The sequence below is a fragment of the Streptomyces sp. SCA2-17 genome (genome assembly GCF_044336695.1).
This window is the reverse complement of the sequence record NZ_CP117521.1, coordinates 3,170,750-3,187,937: the sequence shown is the minus strand read 5'-3', so window position 1 is coordinate 3,187,937 and position 17,188 is coordinate 3,170,750. Positions and strand designations below refer to the sequence as shown.

Annotated in this window: 18 protein-coding genes; 8 read left to right on the top strand and 10 right to left on the bottom strand. The window is 72.0% G+C overall.

Annotated features, from left to right (window positions below):
- The first annotated feature begins 48 nt into the window (after positions 1-48).
- From PS271_RS14280 to PS271_RS14270, 3 genes are all read left to right on the top strand, one after another.
- Positions 49-1,494 (top strand): YibE/F family protein, encoded by a 1,446-nt coding sequence (locus PS271_RS14280; protein WP_398382255.1) that lies wholly within the window; start codon positions 49-51, stop codon positions 1,492-1,494.
- Positions 1,495-1,538: 44 nt separating this feature from the next.
- The gene (locus PS271_RS14275; protein ID WP_120755051.1) at positions 1,539-1,739 is read left to right on the top strand and encodes an NfeD C-terminal domain-containing protein; all 201 of its coding nucleotides are present in this window, start codon (positions 1,539-1,541) and stop codon (positions 1,737-1,739) included.
- 253 nt (positions 1,740-1,992) lie between these two features.
- Positions 1,993-3,603 carry an SPFH domain-containing protein gene (locus PS271_RS14270; protein WP_398382254.1) on the top strand — a complete coding sequence of 537 codons (1,611 nt, stop codon included), beginning with the start codon at positions 1,993-1,995 and terminating at the stop codon, positions 3,601-3,603.
- Here PS271_RS14270 and PS271_RS14265 read toward each other — a convergent pair.
- The 3 genes from PS271_RS14265 to PS271_RS14255 all read right to left on the bottom strand — a co-directional run bounded on the left by PS271_RS14265 (position 3,600) and on the right by PS271_RS14255 (position 5,008).
- The gene (locus tag PS271_RS14265; protein WP_030366799.1) at positions 3,600-4,046 is read right to left on the bottom strand and encodes an SsgA family sporulation/cell division regulator; all 447 of its coding nucleotides are present in this window, start codon (positions 4,044-4,046) and stop codon (positions 3,600-3,602) included. The two genes, PS271_RS14270 and PS271_RS14265, sit on opposite strands and share 4 nt — an antisense overlap.
- A 277-nt stretch (positions 4,047-4,323) precedes the next feature.
- Positions 4,324-4,542, bottom strand: coding sequence for a DUF5326 family protein (locus PS271_RS14260; protein WP_398382253.1), 219 nt, complete (start codon positions 4,540-4,542; stop codon positions 4,324-4,326).
- Between the two features lie 148 nt (positions 4,543-4,690).
- Positions 4,691-5,008: a cupin domain-containing protein gene (locus PS271_RS14255; protein ID WP_398382252.1), complete on the bottom strand. Its 318-nt coding sequence runs from the start codon at positions 5,006-5,008 to the stop codon at positions 4,691-4,693.
- A 102-nt stretch (positions 5,009-5,110) separates the two neighbouring features.
- Here PS271_RS14255 and PS271_RS14250 point away from each other — a divergent pair, with 102 nt between their 5' ends.
- From PS271_RS14250 to PS271_RS14235, 4 genes are all read left to right on the top strand, one after another.
- Positions 5,111-5,491 carry a phage holin family protein gene (locus tag PS271_RS14250; RefSeq protein ID WP_120755044.1) on the top strand — a complete coding sequence of 127 codons (381 nt, stop codon included), beginning with the start codon at positions 5,111-5,113 and terminating at the stop codon, positions 5,489-5,491.
- A gap of 92 nt (positions 5,492-5,583) precedes the next feature.
- Complete coding sequence (locus tag PS271_RS14245) at positions 5,584-6,720, top strand: cystathionine gamma-lyase (protein WP_398382251.1); 1,137 nt, start codon at positions 5,584-5,586, stop codon at positions 6,718-6,720.
- A gap of 187 nt (positions 6,721-6,907) precedes the next feature.
- Positions 6,908-7,810, top strand: coding sequence for a LysR family transcriptional regulator (locus tag PS271_RS14240; protein WP_398382250.1), 903 nt, complete (start codon positions 6,908-6,910; stop codon positions 7,808-7,810).
- 54 nt (positions 7,811-7,864) lie between these two features.
- Positions 7,865-8,371, top strand: a complete 507-nt coding sequence (locus PS271_RS14235) for an NUDIX hydrolase (protein WP_106674897.1) — start codon at positions 7,865-7,867, stop codon at positions 8,369-8,371.
- Positions 8,372-8,458: 87 nt separating this feature from the next.
- Here the strand turns inward: PS271_RS14235 and PS271_RS14230 are convergent, their stop codons facing one another.
- The 4 genes from PS271_RS14230 to PS271_RS14215 all read right to left on the bottom strand — a co-directional run bounded on the left by PS271_RS14230 (position 8,459) and on the right by PS271_RS14215 (position 12,608).
- Complete coding sequence (locus PS271_RS14230) at positions 8,459-9,838, bottom strand: globin domain-containing protein (protein WP_398386845.1); 1,380 nt, start codon at positions 9,836-9,838, stop codon at positions 8,459-8,461.
- 239 nt (positions 9,839-10,077) lie between these two features.
- Entirely contained in the window at positions 10,078-10,710 is a 633-nt protein-coding gene (locus PS271_RS14225; RefSeq protein ID WP_398382249.1) for an HAD family hydrolase, read from the bottom strand.
- 145 nt (positions 10,711-10,855) lie between these two features.
- Positions 10,856-11,293 carry a GlcG/HbpS family heme-binding protein gene (locus PS271_RS14220; protein WP_398382248.1) on the bottom strand — a complete coding sequence of 146 codons (438 nt, stop codon included), beginning with the start codon at positions 11,291-11,293 and terminating at the stop codon, positions 10,856-10,858.
- A gap of 94 nt (positions 11,294-11,387) precedes the next feature.
- On the bottom strand, positions 11,388-12,608 hold the full coding sequence (locus tag PS271_RS14215; RefSeq protein ID WP_398382247.1) for an MFS transporter: 1,221 nt from the start codon (positions 12,606-12,608) through the stop codon (positions 11,388-11,390).
- 207 nt (positions 12,609-12,815) lie between these two features.
- Between PS271_RS14215 and PS271_RS14210 the strand changes: the two genes are divergently transcribed.
- Positions 12,816-13,277 carry a MarR family winged helix-turn-helix transcriptional regulator gene (locus PS271_RS14210; RefSeq protein WP_359104348.1) on the top strand — a complete coding sequence of 154 codons (462 nt, stop codon included), beginning with the start codon at positions 12,816-12,818 and terminating at the stop codon, positions 13,275-13,277.
- 106 nt (positions 13,278-13,383) lie between these two features.
- Here the strand turns inward: PS271_RS14210 and PS271_RS14205 are convergent, their stop codons facing one another.
- From PS271_RS14205 to PS271_RS14195, 3 genes are all read right to left on the bottom strand, one after another.
- On the bottom strand, positions 13,384-14,130 hold the full coding sequence (locus tag PS271_RS14205; RefSeq protein ID WP_398382246.1) for a TetR/AcrR family transcriptional regulator: 747 nt from the start codon (positions 14,128-14,130) through the stop codon (positions 13,384-13,386).
- Positions 14,131-14,370: 240 nt separating this feature from the next.
- Positions 14,371-15,507: a pyridoxal-phosphate-dependent aminotransferase family protein gene (locus PS271_RS14200; protein WP_398382245.1), complete on the bottom strand. Its 1,137-nt coding sequence runs from the start codon at positions 15,505-15,507 to the stop codon at positions 14,371-14,373.
- 191 nt (positions 15,508-15,698) lie between these two features.
- Positions 15,699-17,144: a serine hydrolase domain-containing protein gene (locus PS271_RS14195; RefSeq protein WP_398382244.1), complete on the bottom strand. Its 1,446-nt coding sequence runs from the start codon at positions 17,142-17,144 to the stop codon at positions 15,699-15,701.
- Positions 17,145-17,188 lie beyond the last annotated feature (44 nt).

The following is a 17,188-nucleotide window of genomic DNA, read 5'->3' as shown; positions in this document are numbered from 1 at the left end:
AGCGCCTCTCCCGACCGGAGGGCCAGGGGGGCTTGCGATGATGCGGGCGTGACCCCCACGGACCAGCATCCCCCCGCACATCCCCACGAGCCCGGTTCCCCTGCCGCGCACGAGCAGCCGCCCTCTCCGGCGCGCGGTCATGGCCACGCGCACGCCCACAGCCATGGCCATGGCCACAGTCACGGCCCGGCTTCCCCCGTCTCCGCCCACCTGCGCAAGGTGATCGGCGCGATCCTCATCCCCTTCGCCGCCGCGGTGCTCACCGGCCTGTTCGTGCTGTGGCCCGGCGGCGCGCCTCCGCACGAGCACTCCGGGCTCGGCCTCGACCAGAAGACGGAGTCGGGCCGCGTCGTGAAGATCGAGGAGCTCGACTGTGCGAAGGCGGGCGCACAGCCGCAGCAGCCGCCGCCCGGAGCTCAGGGCGGGCCGGGGGGACCGGGCGGGCCGCCGCAGGCGAAGGGCCCGTGCGAGAAGTCGGAGATCGAGGTCACCTCGGGCCCCGACAAGGGCCGGACGTTCACCGAGCTCGTCCAGCCCAGCGCCTCCCGGCACTACACGGTCGGCCAGGAGGTCGTCCTCGCGTACGCCCCCAAGGCGCCGAAGAACCTCCAGTACTCGGTCACCGACGTGAACCGCACGCTGCCCATGGCGATACTCGCCGCGGTGTTCGCCCTGGCCGTCGTGGTCGTGGGCCGGCTGCGCGGGGTCTTCGCGCTGATCGCGCTGGTGATCAGCTTCGGGGTGCTCACGCTGTTCATCCTCCCGGCGATCCTCCAGGGGTCGGATCCGCTGGTGGTCGCCGTCATCGGCGGCAGCGCGATCATGCTGATCGCGCTCTACATGTGCCACGGGCTGACCGCCCGGACGTCCGTGGCCGTGCTCGGGACGCTCACCTCGCTGATGCTCATCGGCCTGCTGGGCTCGCTCTTCACCAGCTGGGCCCACCTGACGGGCAACACCGACGACCAGACGGGGCTCGTGCACGGCCTCTACCCGGAGATCGAGATCCGCGGCCTGCTGCTCGCGGGCATCATCATCGGTTCGCTCGGCGTGCTCGACGACGTGACGGTGACGCAGACCTCCGCGGTGTGGGAGCTGAAGGACGCCGACCCGAGTGCGAGTTGGCGCAAGCTCTACGGGGCGGCCATGCGCATCGGCCGGGACCACATCGCGTCGGTCGTGAACACGCTCGTGCTGGCGTACGCGGGTGCCTCGCTGCCGCTCCTGCTGCTGTTCTCGATCGCCGACAGCGGGGTCGGAACGGTCGCGACCAGCGAGATCGTGTCCGAGGAGATCGTGCGGACGCTCGTCGGCAGCATCGGGTTGGTCGCCTCGGTGCCGGTGACGACCTTGCTGGCAGCCCTCGTTGTCAGTGCCGACCGGCACAATGCGAGTACGGGAACAGGTGCCCGCACGGGCACCGGCCCGGGTGCCGGCGCGCGGGCGGGCGGGCGCGGCAGGTCGAAGGGGGGCAGGCGCCGCCGCGCCAAGTGACCGCGCGGCGGCCGGACCGGGCGCATCGCACGAGGGGGGCGCAGGTGATCGGAGAACAGGGCAGGGTGACCGGCACGGTCGGGCCGGGGCTGGTCGGCGAGGTGATGGTGCGGGTCCGCGGCGGGGCCGAGGCCTTCCTGGCCTACGCCGCGGAGCCGGGGGAGCGCATCGAGCGCGGCACGGTGGTGGTGATCATGGAGTATCAGCCGCCGCGCACGGTCTATGTGGCGTCCGTCTACGGGTGATGCCGGGCGTGGAGGCCTGCTGACGGGCACGGAGTCGGGTTACGGGCAGGGCGCTCGCTTACGGGTGGGGCAGCAGGGGCAGAAGGGACATGCGAGGCGTGCACCGGTCTCATAACCGCGCCGTGTCACGCCCGTGCACACCTCTCGTATCAGGACCGTGCCAAGCCGCGTCCGGGTCTTCACCACCGGGTCGAGCGGGAGCACACTTTCGAGCTCGGGCCCCGTCGCGGGGCCCATAAGGGGGGCTGGACGCATGCTCATCGGCGTCGTGGCGGGGGTCGTCCTCGTCGCTGTGGCCATCGTGGTCGGGCTGTTCAAACTGATGTGGCGGGTTGCCGAGCCCAATGAGGCGCTCGTTATCTCCGGTTCCAAGCACCGCACCGAGGGGCTGGAGGAGGGGATGGGGTTCCGGATCGTCACGGGGCGGGGGACCCTCGTGCTGCCCGGGGTCCAGGTGGTGCGGAAGCTGTCGCTCGACCTCAACGAGGCCGATCTCCACGTGGATTGCGTGACCAAGCAGGGCATCCCCCTCAAGGTCCACGGTGTGGTCATATTCAAGGTGGGCGACGACTTCGTGTCGATCGCCAACGCCGCCCGGCGCTTCCTCGACCAGCAGAAGTTCATGGGCGAGCGGGTGCACAACGTCTTCGCGGGCCATCTGCGCTCGATCGTCGGCGGCCTCACCGTGGAGGACATGATCCGCGACCGGGAGCGGCTGACGGGCGAGACCCGCGCCGCCTCGGGCACCGAGATGGAGAAGCTCGGGCTGATCATCGACTCGTTGCAGATCCACGAGATCCAGGACCCCACGGGCTACATCAAGAACCTGTCCGCGCCGCACGCCGCCGCCGTGCAGCGGGACGCCCGGATCGCCCAGGCCGAGGCCGACCGGCTGGCCACGGAGGCGGAGCAGCAGGCCGCGGCCCGGATGGCGCAGGCCCAGCGCGACTCGGAGATCCTCCAGGCCGGCTATCAGGCCGAGCGGGACAGCGCGGCGGCGAAGGCGCGGCAGGCCGGGCCGCTGGCGGACGCGGCGGCCCAGCAGGAGGTCGTGGTCCAGGAGACGCGGGTGGCCGAGCTGGCGGCGCACCGGCGGGAGCAGCAGCTCCAGGCGGACGTGCGCAAGCCCGCGGACGCGGCGGCCTACGAGAAGCGCACCCTCGCGGAAGCGGAGCGCGATGCCCGTATCTCCGCGGCCCAGGCGAAGGCCCGGGAGACGGAGCTGGCCGCGGCCGCCGAGGCGACGCGCGTGAAGGCGGCCGCCGGCGCCGAGGCCGAGGCCACCAAGGCGCGCGGTGCCGCGGCGGCGGATGCGACCCGGGCGACGGGTGAGGCCGAGGCGGCGGCCGCGCGGGCGAAGGGTCTGGCGACGGCCGAGGCCGCCAAGGCGCGGGGCCTGGCGGAGGCGGATGCGATCAAGGCACGGGCGGCGGCCCTGGCGGAGAACCAGGAGGCGGTGGTCGCGCAACAACTGGCCGAAAAGTGGCCCGAGATCGTACGTGCGGGGGCTGAAGCCTTCGGAAACGTTGACCACATGGTGCTGCTCAACGGGGCCGACGGGATGTCGGAGATGTTTGCGAAGGCGCTGACGATGGGCGGTACGGGGCTGGGCCTGGCGCGGCAGCTGCTCGGCTCCATGGGCACGGCAGGAGCGGCGGGCGCGGCGGACGGATCGGGCGTGCCCGGCGTGGACGGCCCCGGTGTCCCCGGTGCCGGACAGGCCGGCGGGAAGGACGGCCCGGGGGAAAACGGCAGCTCAGGGGCGCTGGGGGCCGGGACGACGCCGAAGGGCGCACCCCCGCGCGCTGAGCGGGTGCCGGTCCGGGACGAGGGCGGTGCCGGCGGAGGCATGCCGGGCCGCTAACCGGCGTTCTGCCCCTCGGTGTTGCCGGCGAGGATGTTGTCGAGCGCCGCGGCGAGGTCGTAGTCGAAGTCGGCGACCGACCGCTCCTCGCCGAGCGGGGCGATGCGGTCGGTCCGGTCGAGGAAGGCCACGAGGGGCGCCGCGCCGGCCCGGAACAGGGCCCCTTCGGAGCCCACTTGCAGCCGGATGAAGACGTCCGAGAGGTGCTCGGCGGAGGCGGGGGCGATGTGCACATCGCCTTCGCCGGAGGGCTGACTGAGCCCGTCGAGCAACAGCTCCCGTGCGAACGCCCAGGTCACAGGCGCGTCGCCGGGAAGGTGGAAGGTGAACTTCACCGCGTATGGATCACTGCTGTCGTAGTCCAGTCCCACCGGGATCCGGAAGGACAGCTCCTCGGAGACGAGGAAGGTCATGATCACTTCTGCCTGCACCGTTTCACGCATCGCCCAATGCCCCGTATTCGTCGTTTTGGCCGGGATTGGCTCCTCGCATCCCTGAACGCCACCGCTCGACGGCATCCACAGATCACGAGGAGTGAGTCTTCAGCTACCGATAGAGATCGAGACTGAGCTTACGAGCTCTATGACTCTGGAGCGTAGCGACTCGACTACGGGGCGGAGTCGTTCCGGGCGATTCGGGGCGGAGAAATTGCCAGAGCCGTCAACACCGGTCCGGGCGGCGACCGGAAGGACGGCTCTCGGAGGGCCGGCCGCTGACCGGCTACCAGTCGCTCTTCGACGAGGACGACGACGTGAACTTCTTGACGACGAAGATCAGCCCGCCGACGAGCGCGACCAGCAGCAGCGCCTTGAAGACCAGCGCTATGACGAAGCCCAGCACGCTCAGGATCAGGCTGCCGAACACCACGAGGACGAGCGCCGGCACGGCGATCCACTTCACCCACCAGGGCAGTCCTGCGAAAATCCCCTTCTCGGCCATGTCGTTCGTCCCCTGCTTTCCGCTTCGTGGTCCCGGAGCCCGACTGCTCCGGCTTGATTCGATGCTAGGACGGACAGGGGCCCGGACGGGGCCTCCGCAGCCCCTGCCGACCCCTGAGCGTCCCCCTACGGGTTCCCGGGGCGGATCCTCAGCTCTCAGGCGGAGAGAAGACCACCAGAACCCTCAGAGGCTCGCTGACGTGGTGGAAGCGGTGGGTCTCCCCGGCCGGTACGTACACCACGCTCCCCCGCCCCACCTGCGTCGTCTCCTCCCCCACGGTGACCGACGCCCGGCCGCTCATCACCACGTACACCTCGTCCTGGGCGTGCGGGGTCTGCGGGTCCATCTGCCCCGCGTCGAGCGCGTACAGCCCGACGGACATGTTCCGCTCGCGCAGGAACTGGAGGTACGCGCCGTCGTTCGCGAGGCGCTCACCCTCCAGTTCATCCAGCCGGAAGGCCTTCATCTACCGTCCACCTCTTGCCGCTCCTCGTCCGTGACCGGCCCGTGCGCCGGCCGCCGACTGTGCTGATCCGCACCGGACCGGCACGTCTGCAACGATCTCACCATGAAGAATTTCGTAGTCAAGACGATCGCCAACGCGGCGGCCCTGGCGGTCGCCATCTGGCTGCTCAAGGGCATCACGCTCTCCGGTGAGAACACCGCGCGCAAGGTGCTCACGCTGATCCTCGTCGCGCTCGTCTTCGGCGTGGTCAACTTCATCGTCAAGCCGGTAGTGAAGCTGCTGTCCTTCCCGCTGTTCATCCTCACCCTCGGCCTCATCACGCTCGTGATCAACGCGCTGATGCTGCTGCTGACCTCGTGGATCGCCAAGGAGCTGGGGCTCGCCTTCCATGTCGACGGGTTCTGGAACGCGCTGATCGGCGGCGTGATCATCTCGATCGTGGCGTGGGCGATGCACGTGATCCTGCCGGACGAGAAGGACTGACCCGGCGGCGGACTGCACGGCGGACGACGCGACGGACGACGGCACAACCGGACCACCGGAACGACCGGACGAGGACGAAGAAGGAGCAGCCGATGACAGGCGACGGCACCCGGGCCGTACGAGCGGGCCTGCCGGAACCGCGGGCGAACGAGCCCGCGCTCCCCGGCCCGGCCTTCGCCGCCCACTACCACCTCCCGGGCGAGGTCGCCGGCCCGTACACGTACGGGCGCGAGGCCAACCCCACCTGGGCCGCCCTGGAGAGCGCCATCGCCGCGCTGGAGACCCCGGACGGTCCCGGCCCGGCGGCGGAGGCGGTCAGCTTCCCCTCGGGGATGGCCGCGATCTCCGCCGTGCTCTTCTCCCATCTGCGGCCCGGCGACACGGCGGTCCTGCCCTCGGACGGCTATCAGCTGCTGCCCGCGCTGCGCGACCGCCTGGAGGCGTTCGGCGTCACCGTGCGCACCGCCCCGACCGCCGGGGACGCACAGCTCGCCGCGCTGGACGGGGCGCGGCTGCTGTGGCTCGAATCGCCCTCCAACCCCGGCCTCGACGTGTGCGACATCCGCCGCCTCGCCGACGCCGCCCACCGCCACGGCGCGCTCGTCGCCGTCGACAACACCCTCCCCACCCCGCTCGGCCAGCGGCCCCTCGAACTGGGCGCCGACTTCTCCGTGGCCAGCGGCACCAAGGCCCTCACCGGCCACGGAGATCTCCTCCTGGGCTACGGGGCCGCACGCGACCCACGGCTCACCGCGGCCGTACGGGACTGGCGCAAGGTCGCCGGCGCGATCCCCGGTCCGATGGAGGCATGGCTGGCGCACCGCTCCCTGGCGACGCTGCACCTGCGCGTGGACCGGCAGGCGGCGACCGCGCTCGCCCTCGCCGAAGCCCTGCGCAGCCGGCCCGAAGTGACCGGCCTGCGCCATCCCGGGCTTCCCACCGACCCCGCCCACGCGCTCGCCCTGCGGCAGATGCGCGGCGGGCGCTTCGGCTGCGTGGTCTCGTTCGTCCTGCCCGGCCGGGCGCACGCGGAGCGCTTCCTGACCGCCCTGCGGCTCGTCGACGAAGCGACAAGCTTCGGCGGCGTGCGGTCGACGGCGGAGCGGCGGGGGCGGTGGGGCGGCGACGCCGTGCCGGAGGGGTTCATCCGCTTCTCGGTGGGTGTCGAGGACACCGCGGACCTCGTCGCGGACGTGCTCACGGCGCTGGACGAAGCGGCTCGTCCGTAAGGACGGCTCGAGTCTCCCCCCTCTTGACTCGAGCCGTCGTGGCCGGACGTGCGACCCTCCGCACGAATGACCACCCGGTCAAGGCTAGTTGACTCTGCGTCAGTGTCCAATCACACCGGCGACACAGCCCTATCGACTTATTTATAGTTCCCCTACGACCGGCAAGCACCGAGTCAGGGGAGGCGGCATGGATCTGGCCCTGCTGCGCACGTTCGTCACGGTGCACCGGGCCGGGTCCTTCACCCGCGCCGCGGCCCTCCTCGGCCTCTCTCAGCCCGCCGTCACCGGCCAGATCCGCACGCTGGAGACGCAGTTGGGCCGCCCCCTCTTCCTTCGCCTGGCCCGCGGCGTGCGCCCCACCACCACCGGCGAGGAACTGGCCCACAAGATCGCGCCGCACGTCGACGCACTCCTGGAGATCACCGAGGCGGGCATCGAGGAGGTGGAGGGAACGCCGAACCGGACCCTCCACCTCGCCGGGCCTCCCGAGTTCACCGGCCTGCGCGCCCTCCCCGCGCTCACCCCCCTCATCGCACAGGGCCTGACCGTGCGCGCCGCCCACGGCACCTCCGACGAGCTCTTCGAGAGCCTCTCCGCCGGGCACCACGACCTCGCGATCACCACCGCCCGCCCGCGCGGCCGGCTGCTGACCGCCACCCCGCTCTGCGACGAGGAGCACGTCCTCGTCGCGGCGCCGCGCTGGGCGGCGCGGCTGGGCGGGCCGGCCGTCGTGCGCGACAAGGGCGTACGGGCCCTGGAGCACCTGCCCGTGGTCGAGGTCCACGAGACCCTGCCGCTCGTCACCCGCTACTGGGCCGCCGTCTTCGACACCGAACCCATCGCCTCGGGCAGCGTCGTCGTCCCCGACCTGCGAGCCGTCCTCTCCTGCGTCGCCGCGGGCGCCGGGATCGGTGTCCTGCCCCGCTACCTGTGCGCGGACGCCCTCGACACCGGCGAGCTCGTCGCCCTCCTCGATCCGCCCGTTCCCCCGCTGCGCACGTATTTCCTCGTCGTACGGACCGGCACACTGGCCCACCCGCACCTCGCCCGGGCACACGAGTGGCTGCTGCGCGCTGCGGTTTCCTGGTGAGAAAGGGTTGCCGCCAGGGGTTTCGCCCACCGCCGGACGCGGCAGATGTCCTCTATGACCGAACGTCCAGTGGTCAAGCGCACCGCCCGCGCCATCCTCCTCGACAGCGGCGGCGATCCCGGGCCCCACGCCGCCCTGGAGATGATCCTGATCAAGCGCACCAAGCCCGGGCAGGCGCCGTATTGGATCACGCCCGGCGGCGGTATGGAGCCGGAGGACACCACGGTCGTCGCCGCGCTCCACCGCGAGGTCGACGAGGAGCTCGGCGCCAAGGTCGTCGATGTCGTCCCCGCCTTCGTCGACACCGTCACGCACTCGCTCCACCACGCCGCCCACGGCGTCAAGGTGCAGCACTTCTTCGTCTGCCGGCTGGCCTCCATGGACCTTTCGCAGCGCCACGGCCCCGAAGTGGACGAGCCGCGCGGGACGTACGAGGTGGTGCGGATCCCCTTCACGCGGGCCGGGATCGCGTCGGTGGAGCTGGTGCCTCCGTCACTGCGCGCCTACCTCGACGCGAACATCGAGGGCGTACGGGCGCTGCTGGCGGACGACCTGGGGTAGTGCCTCTCCTGAGGCAGCACCTCTCCCTTCAGCTCTCTCTGTTCTCTCCGCTCTCTCCGCCTTCAGCTTTCTCAGGTTTCAGCTCTCTCAGCGTGGTGCCGCCGCCATGAGGCCGCCGATCTCGTCGTGGCGGATGCGGTGGGAGGGGATGCCGATGCCCATGAGCGTGTCCACACTGCTGCGGATCATCCCGGGTGGGCCGGAGAGGTAGGCGTCGTAGGCGGGCCAGGGCCCGTACTGGCGCACGATGGCGGGGAGTTCGCCGCACAGGCCGCGGGTGGGTCCGTCGGAGACGACCGGCCGCACGGAGAGCCAGTTGTGCGCCCGCTGCAACTGCAGCATGGTGTCGATGTCGTAGAGGTCGCCGGCGTGGCGCGCCCCGTAGAAGACCTCGACGGGGCGGCAGCGGCCGTGCTCGGCGACGTCCTCCACCAGCGCCTTGATCGGGGCGATGCCGGTGCCGCCGCCCAGGCACAGCAGGCCGTTGTCAGTGCTGTGGTCCACAATCATGGAACCGGCGGGGGGACCGAGCCGCAGGACATCGCCCGGGCGGGCGCGATGGACGAGGGCGCCGGACACCCAGCCGGCGGGCACGGCTTTGACGTGGAAGGAGAGCAGCCCGTCCGGACGGGGCGCGGCGGAGAAGGAGTAGTGCCGCCACACGCGCGGCCACCAGGGGGTTTCGAGGGTCGTGTACTGGCCCGCGAGGAAGGGGTACGGCTGATCGGGCCGTACGGTCACGACGGCGATGTCCGGCGTGCGTAACTCGTGGCGGACGATCTCGGCCTGCCACCAGGCGGGGGACTGCTCCTCGTCCTCGGCGGCCGCGTCGATCATGATCTGGGAGATCGCCGTGTAGGTGCGCACCCAGGCGGCTTCGGTGGCCTCGTTCCAGGTGGCCGGGGCGTAGCGGCCGAGGGCGGCGAGCAGGCACTCGCCGACGGCGGGGTAGTGCTCGGGCCGGGTGCCGTATTTCCTGTGCCCGCGGCCGAGCCGGGAGAGGTAGGCGGTGAGGGTGGCGGGGTCGTCCGCGTGCCGGGCGGCGGTCAGTAGCGCCTTGAAGAGGCGGTCGCGCTGGGCATCCATGGCCACGGGGAAGAGGGCGCGGAGATCGGGGTGCTGGATGAACAGCAGCGCGTAGAAGTACGACGTGGCCTTGTCGGCTACGGGTTCCAGCTCCGCCAGGGTGCGGCGGAGGGCGTACGTGTCGGGGGACGGCGCTGCTCCGGTCGCGGGGACGGGGTCCGGAGCGGGGCGGAACGTCTGGTCGGGCGGCGGCTCGGCCGGGCGCTGGTGTTCGTGCGCCCATTGCCGTGCGTACGGGGGAGGAAGGGGAGGGGCGGGGGTGGGGGGAGGGGCCGGGGCGGGGGCCCCGGCTCCGTCCGGTGGCTGCGTGGGGGTGAACCAGCCCCGGTCGCTTCCTCTGCCGTGCGGGCCGCCGTCGGCCGACCTGGTCGGAGCGTCCATCATCGTCTCGCCTCGAACATCTCTCGGTCCGTCCTCGCACTTCCGTCCTAGCGGAAAGCGCGCGCAATTCCCCGCTCTGCTCAATGGGTCGCTGTTCAGGCTGCGCAGCTTGCCATCTTCTGTGGGGGCTTCGCGCGAATCACGGGAAGTACGAGTGGGGCAGGCCCGGTTGAGGCTAGGATCGGCCGCTCTCCTGCCCGTGGAAACCGGCCTCACGGGTATGCCGGGGCAGCTGCGGGCTACGAAGCGGCGCCGACGAGTTGGTACGCCTCTCTGAGGTCCCGGCCCGTATAGGCGTGAACGGCGATGTCCCGTACGTGGTGGTCCGCATTCACCGCCACGGAGACCGGAACAGCGGAGAACAGCTGGGAATCCGACATCGAGTCCCCGTAGGCCACGCAGTCGGCGCGGGTCAGGCCGAATTCCGCGCAGAGTCCGTCCGCGATCCGCACCTTCGCCCCCGCGTCGAGGATCCCCGCCGGGTCCACCGGGTCCCGGAACGGCACCGCCGGCCAGAGCGAGCCGTGGGCGGCGTCGGCGCCCCAGGTCAGCAGGCGTTCCACGAAGAAGCCGGGGGACAGCGAAATCACGGCGCACCGCTCGCCGCGGGCCCGGATCTCCGCCCATACGTCGCGGATTCCGGCCATCCAGGGTGCCCCGTCGAAAGCCGCCGTGACGTGTTCCTCGGTGAGTTCCCGCCACAGTTCGCAGGCGAGTTCGGCGAAGCGCGGCGGGTCGAGCTCGCGGGCCGCGAAGGCCCGTTCCAGTTCGGCGATCTCCGGCTCGACGCCGAGCTGCCGGGATATCTCGATCGCCGCGGCGGACCCGTGCATCAGGGTCCCGTCCATATCGAACAAATGCAGTCTGCTCACGGTCCCCGAGCGTAGGCGGCCCGGCACCGGAGGACACGCGAATAGTGCGTGGCCGGGTGCCGGGCCGGGCCGGGGCCGGGCTCGCGCGCCGGCCTGTGCTTACGGTGCACGGCCGGGGCGGAGCAATGCAGGGCGGTGCGGGGCGTCAGCCGCCCAGCACGGCCTCGATCGCGGTCAGGGCGATGCCGTGGTCCTGGTCCGGCGCCCCGCCGCCCACGCCGATCGCGCCGACGAGCCGGCCGTCACGGTGCAGCGGCACTCCCCCGGCGATGAACAGCAGCGGGCGGTCCAGGGCCGTGGGCAGGGTGTGGAAGAGCCCGTCGGGCCGGACGGCGTCGACGAGGTCCCGCGTGGGCGCGTCCAGCTGGAGCGCGGTGAACGCCTTGCGCGTGCTGGTCTCCCCCGCGATCAGCACGGCGCGGTCGTCCCGGCGGAAGGCCAGCAGGTGACCGCCGGCGTCGAGGACGGTCACGGCGATCCGTACGCCCTGCTCGTCCGCGGCACGGCGGGCGGCGGCGACGAGCGCATCGGCGTCGTCCGTGGTGAGGGGGAGGACGGGGGTGGCAGTGGCGGAGGGGGTCATCAGGTTCTCCTAGTGGTGCGTGGTGCTGTCGTGCTTGGTGCTGCGGTGAAGAGGTACGGGGTGAGAGCCGCCGGTGCGGCGCCTGCGGGAGGAGTTACGAGTACTGCCGTTCCGGTGCGGGCTCCTGCCGCGCCACGACGCGGCCGGCCGCTCCCGTCCCGACCCGGGTTCCCGTACGGCGCTCGAGCGCCATGGAGACGAGGGCCAGGAGGAGTGCGGAGGCGGCCATGGCCGCGCCGACCCAGTTGGGCGCCGTGTAGCCGAAGCCGGCGGAGATCACGAGGCCGCCGAGCCAGGCGGCGATCGCGTTGCCCAGGTTGAAGGCGCCGACGTTGGCGGCGGAGGCGAGGGTGGGGGCCTCCGCCGCCTGGTCCAGGACGCGCTTCTGCAGCGGCGGGACCGTCGCGAAGCCCATCGCCCCGATCAGCGGGACGACGATCACCGTGGCGATCTTGCTGTGGGTGGCGAGCGGCAGCAGCGCGAGGACGATCGCGAGCCCGGCGAGGGCAGTCAGCAGCATGGGCATCAGCGCGCGGTCGGCGTACCGGCCGCCGATGAGGTTGCCGGCCACCATGCCCAGGCCGAAGAGGACGAGGAGCCAGGTGACGGAGGAGGCGGCGAAGCCCGCGGTTTCGGTCATCATCGGCGTGAAGTAGGTGGTCATGGTGAACACGCCGCCGAAGCCGAGGACGGTCATCGCCATCGCGAGCAGGACCTGGGGGTTGCGGAAGGCGGCCAGTTCGCCGCCGATCCGGCCCTGTTCGGGGCGGGGCTGACGCGGGACGAGCGCGGCGATGCCGAGGACGGCGAGCACGCCCAGTCCGGCGATGAGGAAGAACGTGATCCGCCAGCCGGCGCTCTGGCCGACCATCGTGCCCAACGGCACACCCACCACGTTGGCCACCGTCAGCCCCGAGAACAGCATCGAGAGTGCGACCGCCTTCTTCTGCGGCGCGACGAGCCCGGCGGCGACGATCGCGCCGATGCCGAAGAACGCGCCGTGCGCGAAGGAGGCGACCACGCGCCCGGCCAGCATCACCGAGAAGACGGGAGCGGCGGCGGAGAGCGCGTTACCGGCGACGAACAGGCCCATCAGGCCCATGAGCATCGCCTTGCGCGGCACCCGGCTGCCGAGGATCGCGAGGATCGGGGCCCCGATCAGGACACCGAGCGCGTAGCCGGTCGTCAGGTAGCCGGCGGTCGGGATGGAGACGCCGAAGTCGTCCGCGATGTCCGGGAGCAGGCCCGCGGTGACGAATTCGGTGGTGCCGATACCGAAGGCGCCGATGGCGAGCGCCAGCAGTGCGAGGGGCATGACAGGGGTCCTTCAGGGAGGGGGCGAGGGGATCCGGTCCGGCGGAGGGCTGGCGGGACGGGGGATCCCGTGGGCGATCTCGTTGCGATCAACCCTTACCAGCGTAGACAATAATTGCCTACGCCGATACTTGCAAGCGCGGGCTATTGCGGATGGGAGATATCCTGGTCGGTGACGACACGCGTGTGCGGTCAGAAGGAGGGCCCCATGTCCCGCACCCCGGACCCCGCTCTGCTCGGCCTGGCGCAGGGCTGGTGCGCGCTGAGCGCCCTGCACGGCCGGATCGAAGCGCACATCGAGCGGGCGCTTCAGGCCGGGCACGGCCTGAGCGTGCGCGAGTTCTCCGTGCTCGACGTGCTCAGCAGGCAGCACAGCGGCGAGGGTGGCCACCTGCGTATGAACGAGGTCGCGGAGGCGGTCGTGCTCAGCCAGAGCGCGACGACGCGCCTGGTCAACCGCCTGGAGGACCGCGGTCTGCTGACCCGCTACCTCTGCCTCACCGACCGCCGGGGCATCTACACCGACGTCACGGAGGCGGGCCTCGCCCTCCTCGGCCAGGCCCGGCCGACGAACGACACGGCGCTGCGCGAGGCCCTCGACGAGGCCTCCAAGCGCGAGGAGCTGGCCCCGCTGGTCACGGCCGTAGAGTCCCTCGCACCCGCCTCGTAGCTGCGGAGCACCTCACGCCCGCTCCGCAGCTGCGGAGTACCTCGCACCCGCTCCGCAGCTGTGGAAGTTCCGCGGGCCCGCTCCGTAACAGCGCCCGGCCTCGGGACTACGCGCGGGCTCTGGCCCGCTCCCGGTGCGCCTTCTGCCGGCAGGCCGCGCCGCAGTAGCGAGCCGGCCGGCCGGTACGCGCCGGAGCCACCACGCCTCCGCACACCTCGCACTGCGTTTCGTTACGCCGGGCGGCCGGAATAGCGGGCAGTTTCGTTACGCGACGGCCCGGACGGAGGCTGTCGCACGCCAGCGCCGTCATCCGGCCCTGCGGCACGCCCGGGCCGCGCCGCTGCTCCATCGACAGACAGCCCATGAGCAGGGCCATCAGGTCGTCGATGGTCACGTCCTTCCGTACGGCATCGGCCTGTTGAGCCCGTCGCAGCAGGACGGCGAGGGCTTCCCGGAACGCCTCCTCGACGCCGGGGGAGGCCTCGAAACGACCCTCCAGGGCGTCGCACAGCGCCTTGTTCCGCACGGTCAGCCGTATGACTGCCGAAAGGTAGCGGTAGAAGACCGCGCCGGGATCATCGGCGTGCGCCAACTCCCTTGATGTATCCGTGAAAAGCGCGATCCGGTCGCTGACCGCCGCCCTGAACAGGGCTTCCTTGGACGGGAAATGGCGGTAGACCGTGCCCGTACCGACGCCTGCACGGCGCGCGATCTCCCCGAGCGACACCCCCAACCCGCGGTCCTCAAAGGCCGATCGGGCCGCCTGGAGGACCAGCGCACGGTTGCGCCGGGCGTCCGCACGCAGGGGTGCGGAGGCCTGAGAAGGCAGCAATGAGCGGCTGCGCTCTGCCATGCGGATACGCCTCCGGAGGCCGGGAAACAAAACGGGTTGCTGGTTCCGATTTTATCCGGGCGCGTGAGCGAGGGCCTCGACACGCCATACCGGGGCAAATCAAAAGAAGTAGGAGAAGAAGAGCAAGAGGAGAGGAGCAAGAGAACGTGCCAGAAGAAAGGAGAACGGGCCGAAGAAAAGGGCCGCCGCCGGTGCGCGCAGCACCGACGGCGGCCCTTGGGCACGCCGGAGAACCGGGGGTCAGCCCGGGATCACCGCATCCCACGCCTCCCCCGCCGCGGCCGACGCCGCCGCAGCGTCCGCGACCGGCACGCCCAGCGCGCGCAGCCCCTCCCCGAGCGCCGCCAGCGAGGCCAGGACGACCTCGCGGTCCGCGTCGAGGCCGTAGTGGTTGACGCGGATCATCTCCTTGGCCAGCGGCCCGGCCGCCGCCTGGACGGGCACCGAGGCGTCGGCCGCCAAGGCGGCGGCCACCACATCGCGGGCGTCCTTGCCGTCGGGGGCGCGCAGGGTCGTGGCGACCGGGGCGGCGTCCTCGTCCCGGACGACGTACGGGGACAGGCCGCCCAGGGCCCGGACGCCGGCGCGCATGGCGGCGGCAGCGGCGCGGTGACGGGCCATGACGGACTCCAGGCCGTCCTCCTCGATGCGGTCGACGGCCTGCTCCAGGGCGAGCATCTCCAGCTGCGCGGGTGCGTGCGGCAGGGCCGCGCGGCCGCCGTCGATCCAGCGCTCCTTCCAGTCCAGCAGGGAGAGGTAGGAGCGGCGCGGCGCCTGCTCGTTGGCGGCGATGCGCTCCCAGGCACGGGCGCTGACCGAGACGACGGACACGCCGGCCGGGCCCGCCATGGCCTTCTGGCCGCCGATAACGCACAGGTCGACGCCCCACTCGTCGGTGAGGAGCGGCTCGGCGCCGACGGACGCGACCGCGTCCAGCATCAGCAGCGCGCCGTGCGCGCGCACGACCTCGCCGATCGCGGCCACGGGGTTGGTGTTGCCCGTCGCCGCCTCGGCGTGCACCAGGCTGACGAAGTCGATCTCGGGGTGGGCGCGCAGCGCCTCCGCGACCTGCTCGGCGCCGACCGCGCCGCTGAACGGTGCCGAGATGGTGATCACCTCGGCACCGCAGGAGCGCAGCCAGCCGCCGAACGTCTCGCCGTACGGCCCGGTGATGATGTTGAGCGCGGTGCTGCCGGGCCGGACGGCCGAGCGGATCGCGGCCTCCAGCGGCAGCAGCGCCTCTCCCTGCATCGTGACGACCGTCTCGCGCGTGCGCATCAGCGACGCGATCTTGTCCTCGATGCGCGCGAAGTGACCGGCGCCCAGGGGCGCGAGGTCGAGCAGGTCCGGTGCGTCCGGTGCGGTGTTCGCAGTCACGGTGCCAGTGCCTTCCGGGTGTCGCGCCGGGTGTCCGGCGCCCGCCAATCTCCCCCTGACCCTACGTCCGCACCCGGTTCCGCGCCGACCGTCATCCACAAGGCCGAACAGACAATCCGATTACTCCTGACGGCCTCCGACGGCCTCCGACCGCCTCCAATCGCTTCCGAATTGCCTCCGATCTCCTCTGATCACTGCTGCCGGGCACCGCCTGCCGGCCCCCTCCCGCGGACGCCTTCCGCCGCCCGCCAGCCGCCCGCGTCCACGCCGCCCGGCACCGCGTCCCCCGCCTCGTACGGCTCGCGGGTGAAGACGAACGTGCCGAGGTCGAGGTGGCTCACCGCGCCCTCCGCCGTCCGCACCGCGGTCAGCGTCTCCCCCGCGTAGTACTCGTCGAGCCCCGTCCAGGTGCCGTCCTCCTCCGGGCGGAAGCGCGAGCCGCGTCCGCCCGAGCCCGTCGGCGCCAGCTCCAGGGCCCCGCCGGCGCACAGCCGCAGCGTGAACGGGGCCGCACCCCAGTACCAGGAGCCGGTCAGCTCCAGGTGCTCGTCCTTCACCTCGGAGAGGGGGCGCCAGGGCGCGGGGATCCGCGGTTCGAGGTCGGCGGCCGTCGCCAGCAGGTCCGCCGCGACGCCCACGGCCTCGAAGCAGGAGGTGCGGTTGGCCAGGGCGACGCCCGCGATCCCGTCCCGCGGACTCACCAGCAGCGCCGCCACGAAGCCCGGCATGGTGCCGATGTGGCCCACGAGCGTCCGGCCGTCCCTCTGCATCACCTGGAGGCCCAGCCCGTAGCCGGACTGCCCCGGGGCGCGCGAGCCGCCCTCCGGCATCCGCATCTCGGCGAGCGTCGCCGCGGACAGCACCCGCTCGCCCTTGCCCGTCCCGTACGGACCACCCGTCAGGAACGCCGCGAAGCGGCACAGGTCGGCGGTCGTGGACCAGAGCTGCCCGGCGGGCGCCATCCGCCCGGTGTCCACAGCGGGCTCGGGAAGGAGGACGTCGGCCCAGGGGTGCACGGCCCAGCCGTCCGCATGGGGCGCGAGGGGCGCGAGGGTCGTCCGGTCCATGCCGAGCGGTTCGAGGACCTCGCGGCGCAGCACGTCGTACCAGTTCTCTCCGCGGATCCGCTCGACCAGGGCGCCGAGCAGCGCGTAACCGGGGTTGGAGTAGTGGTGCAGCCGCCCGGGGGCGTGGAGCCGGGGGCGGTCGCCGAAGAGGTCGGCGAGCCCGGGGCGCAGCGCGCCGTCCGTGCGCTCCCACCACGGTCCGCGCGCCTCCGCCGCGAGCCCCGAGGTGTGCGACAGGAGCTGGGCGACGGTCGCGTCACCGCCCGCCGGGGCGTCGAGGTACGTGCCGAGCCGGTCCTCCAGCTTCAGCAGCCCCTCGTCACGCAGACGCATCACCAGCACCGCGACGAAGGTCTTGGTGATCGAACCGATGCGGTACTGGACGTCTTCGGCCCGTGCCCCTCCGGGGAGTTCACCGCGGCCCGAGCTCCACACGAGGTGCCCGTCCCGCATCACCGCCCCCGCCATCGACGGCGCGCGCCCCTCGGACTGGCCGGTGGCGAGGCGGTGGAGGAGCGCGCGGCGGGTGGCCGGCAGCAGCTCGGCGTCTTCGTACGGAGCGTCGGTCATGTCCGCACCCTAACCAGCCGTGTCCGCACCGTAACCAGAGTCCC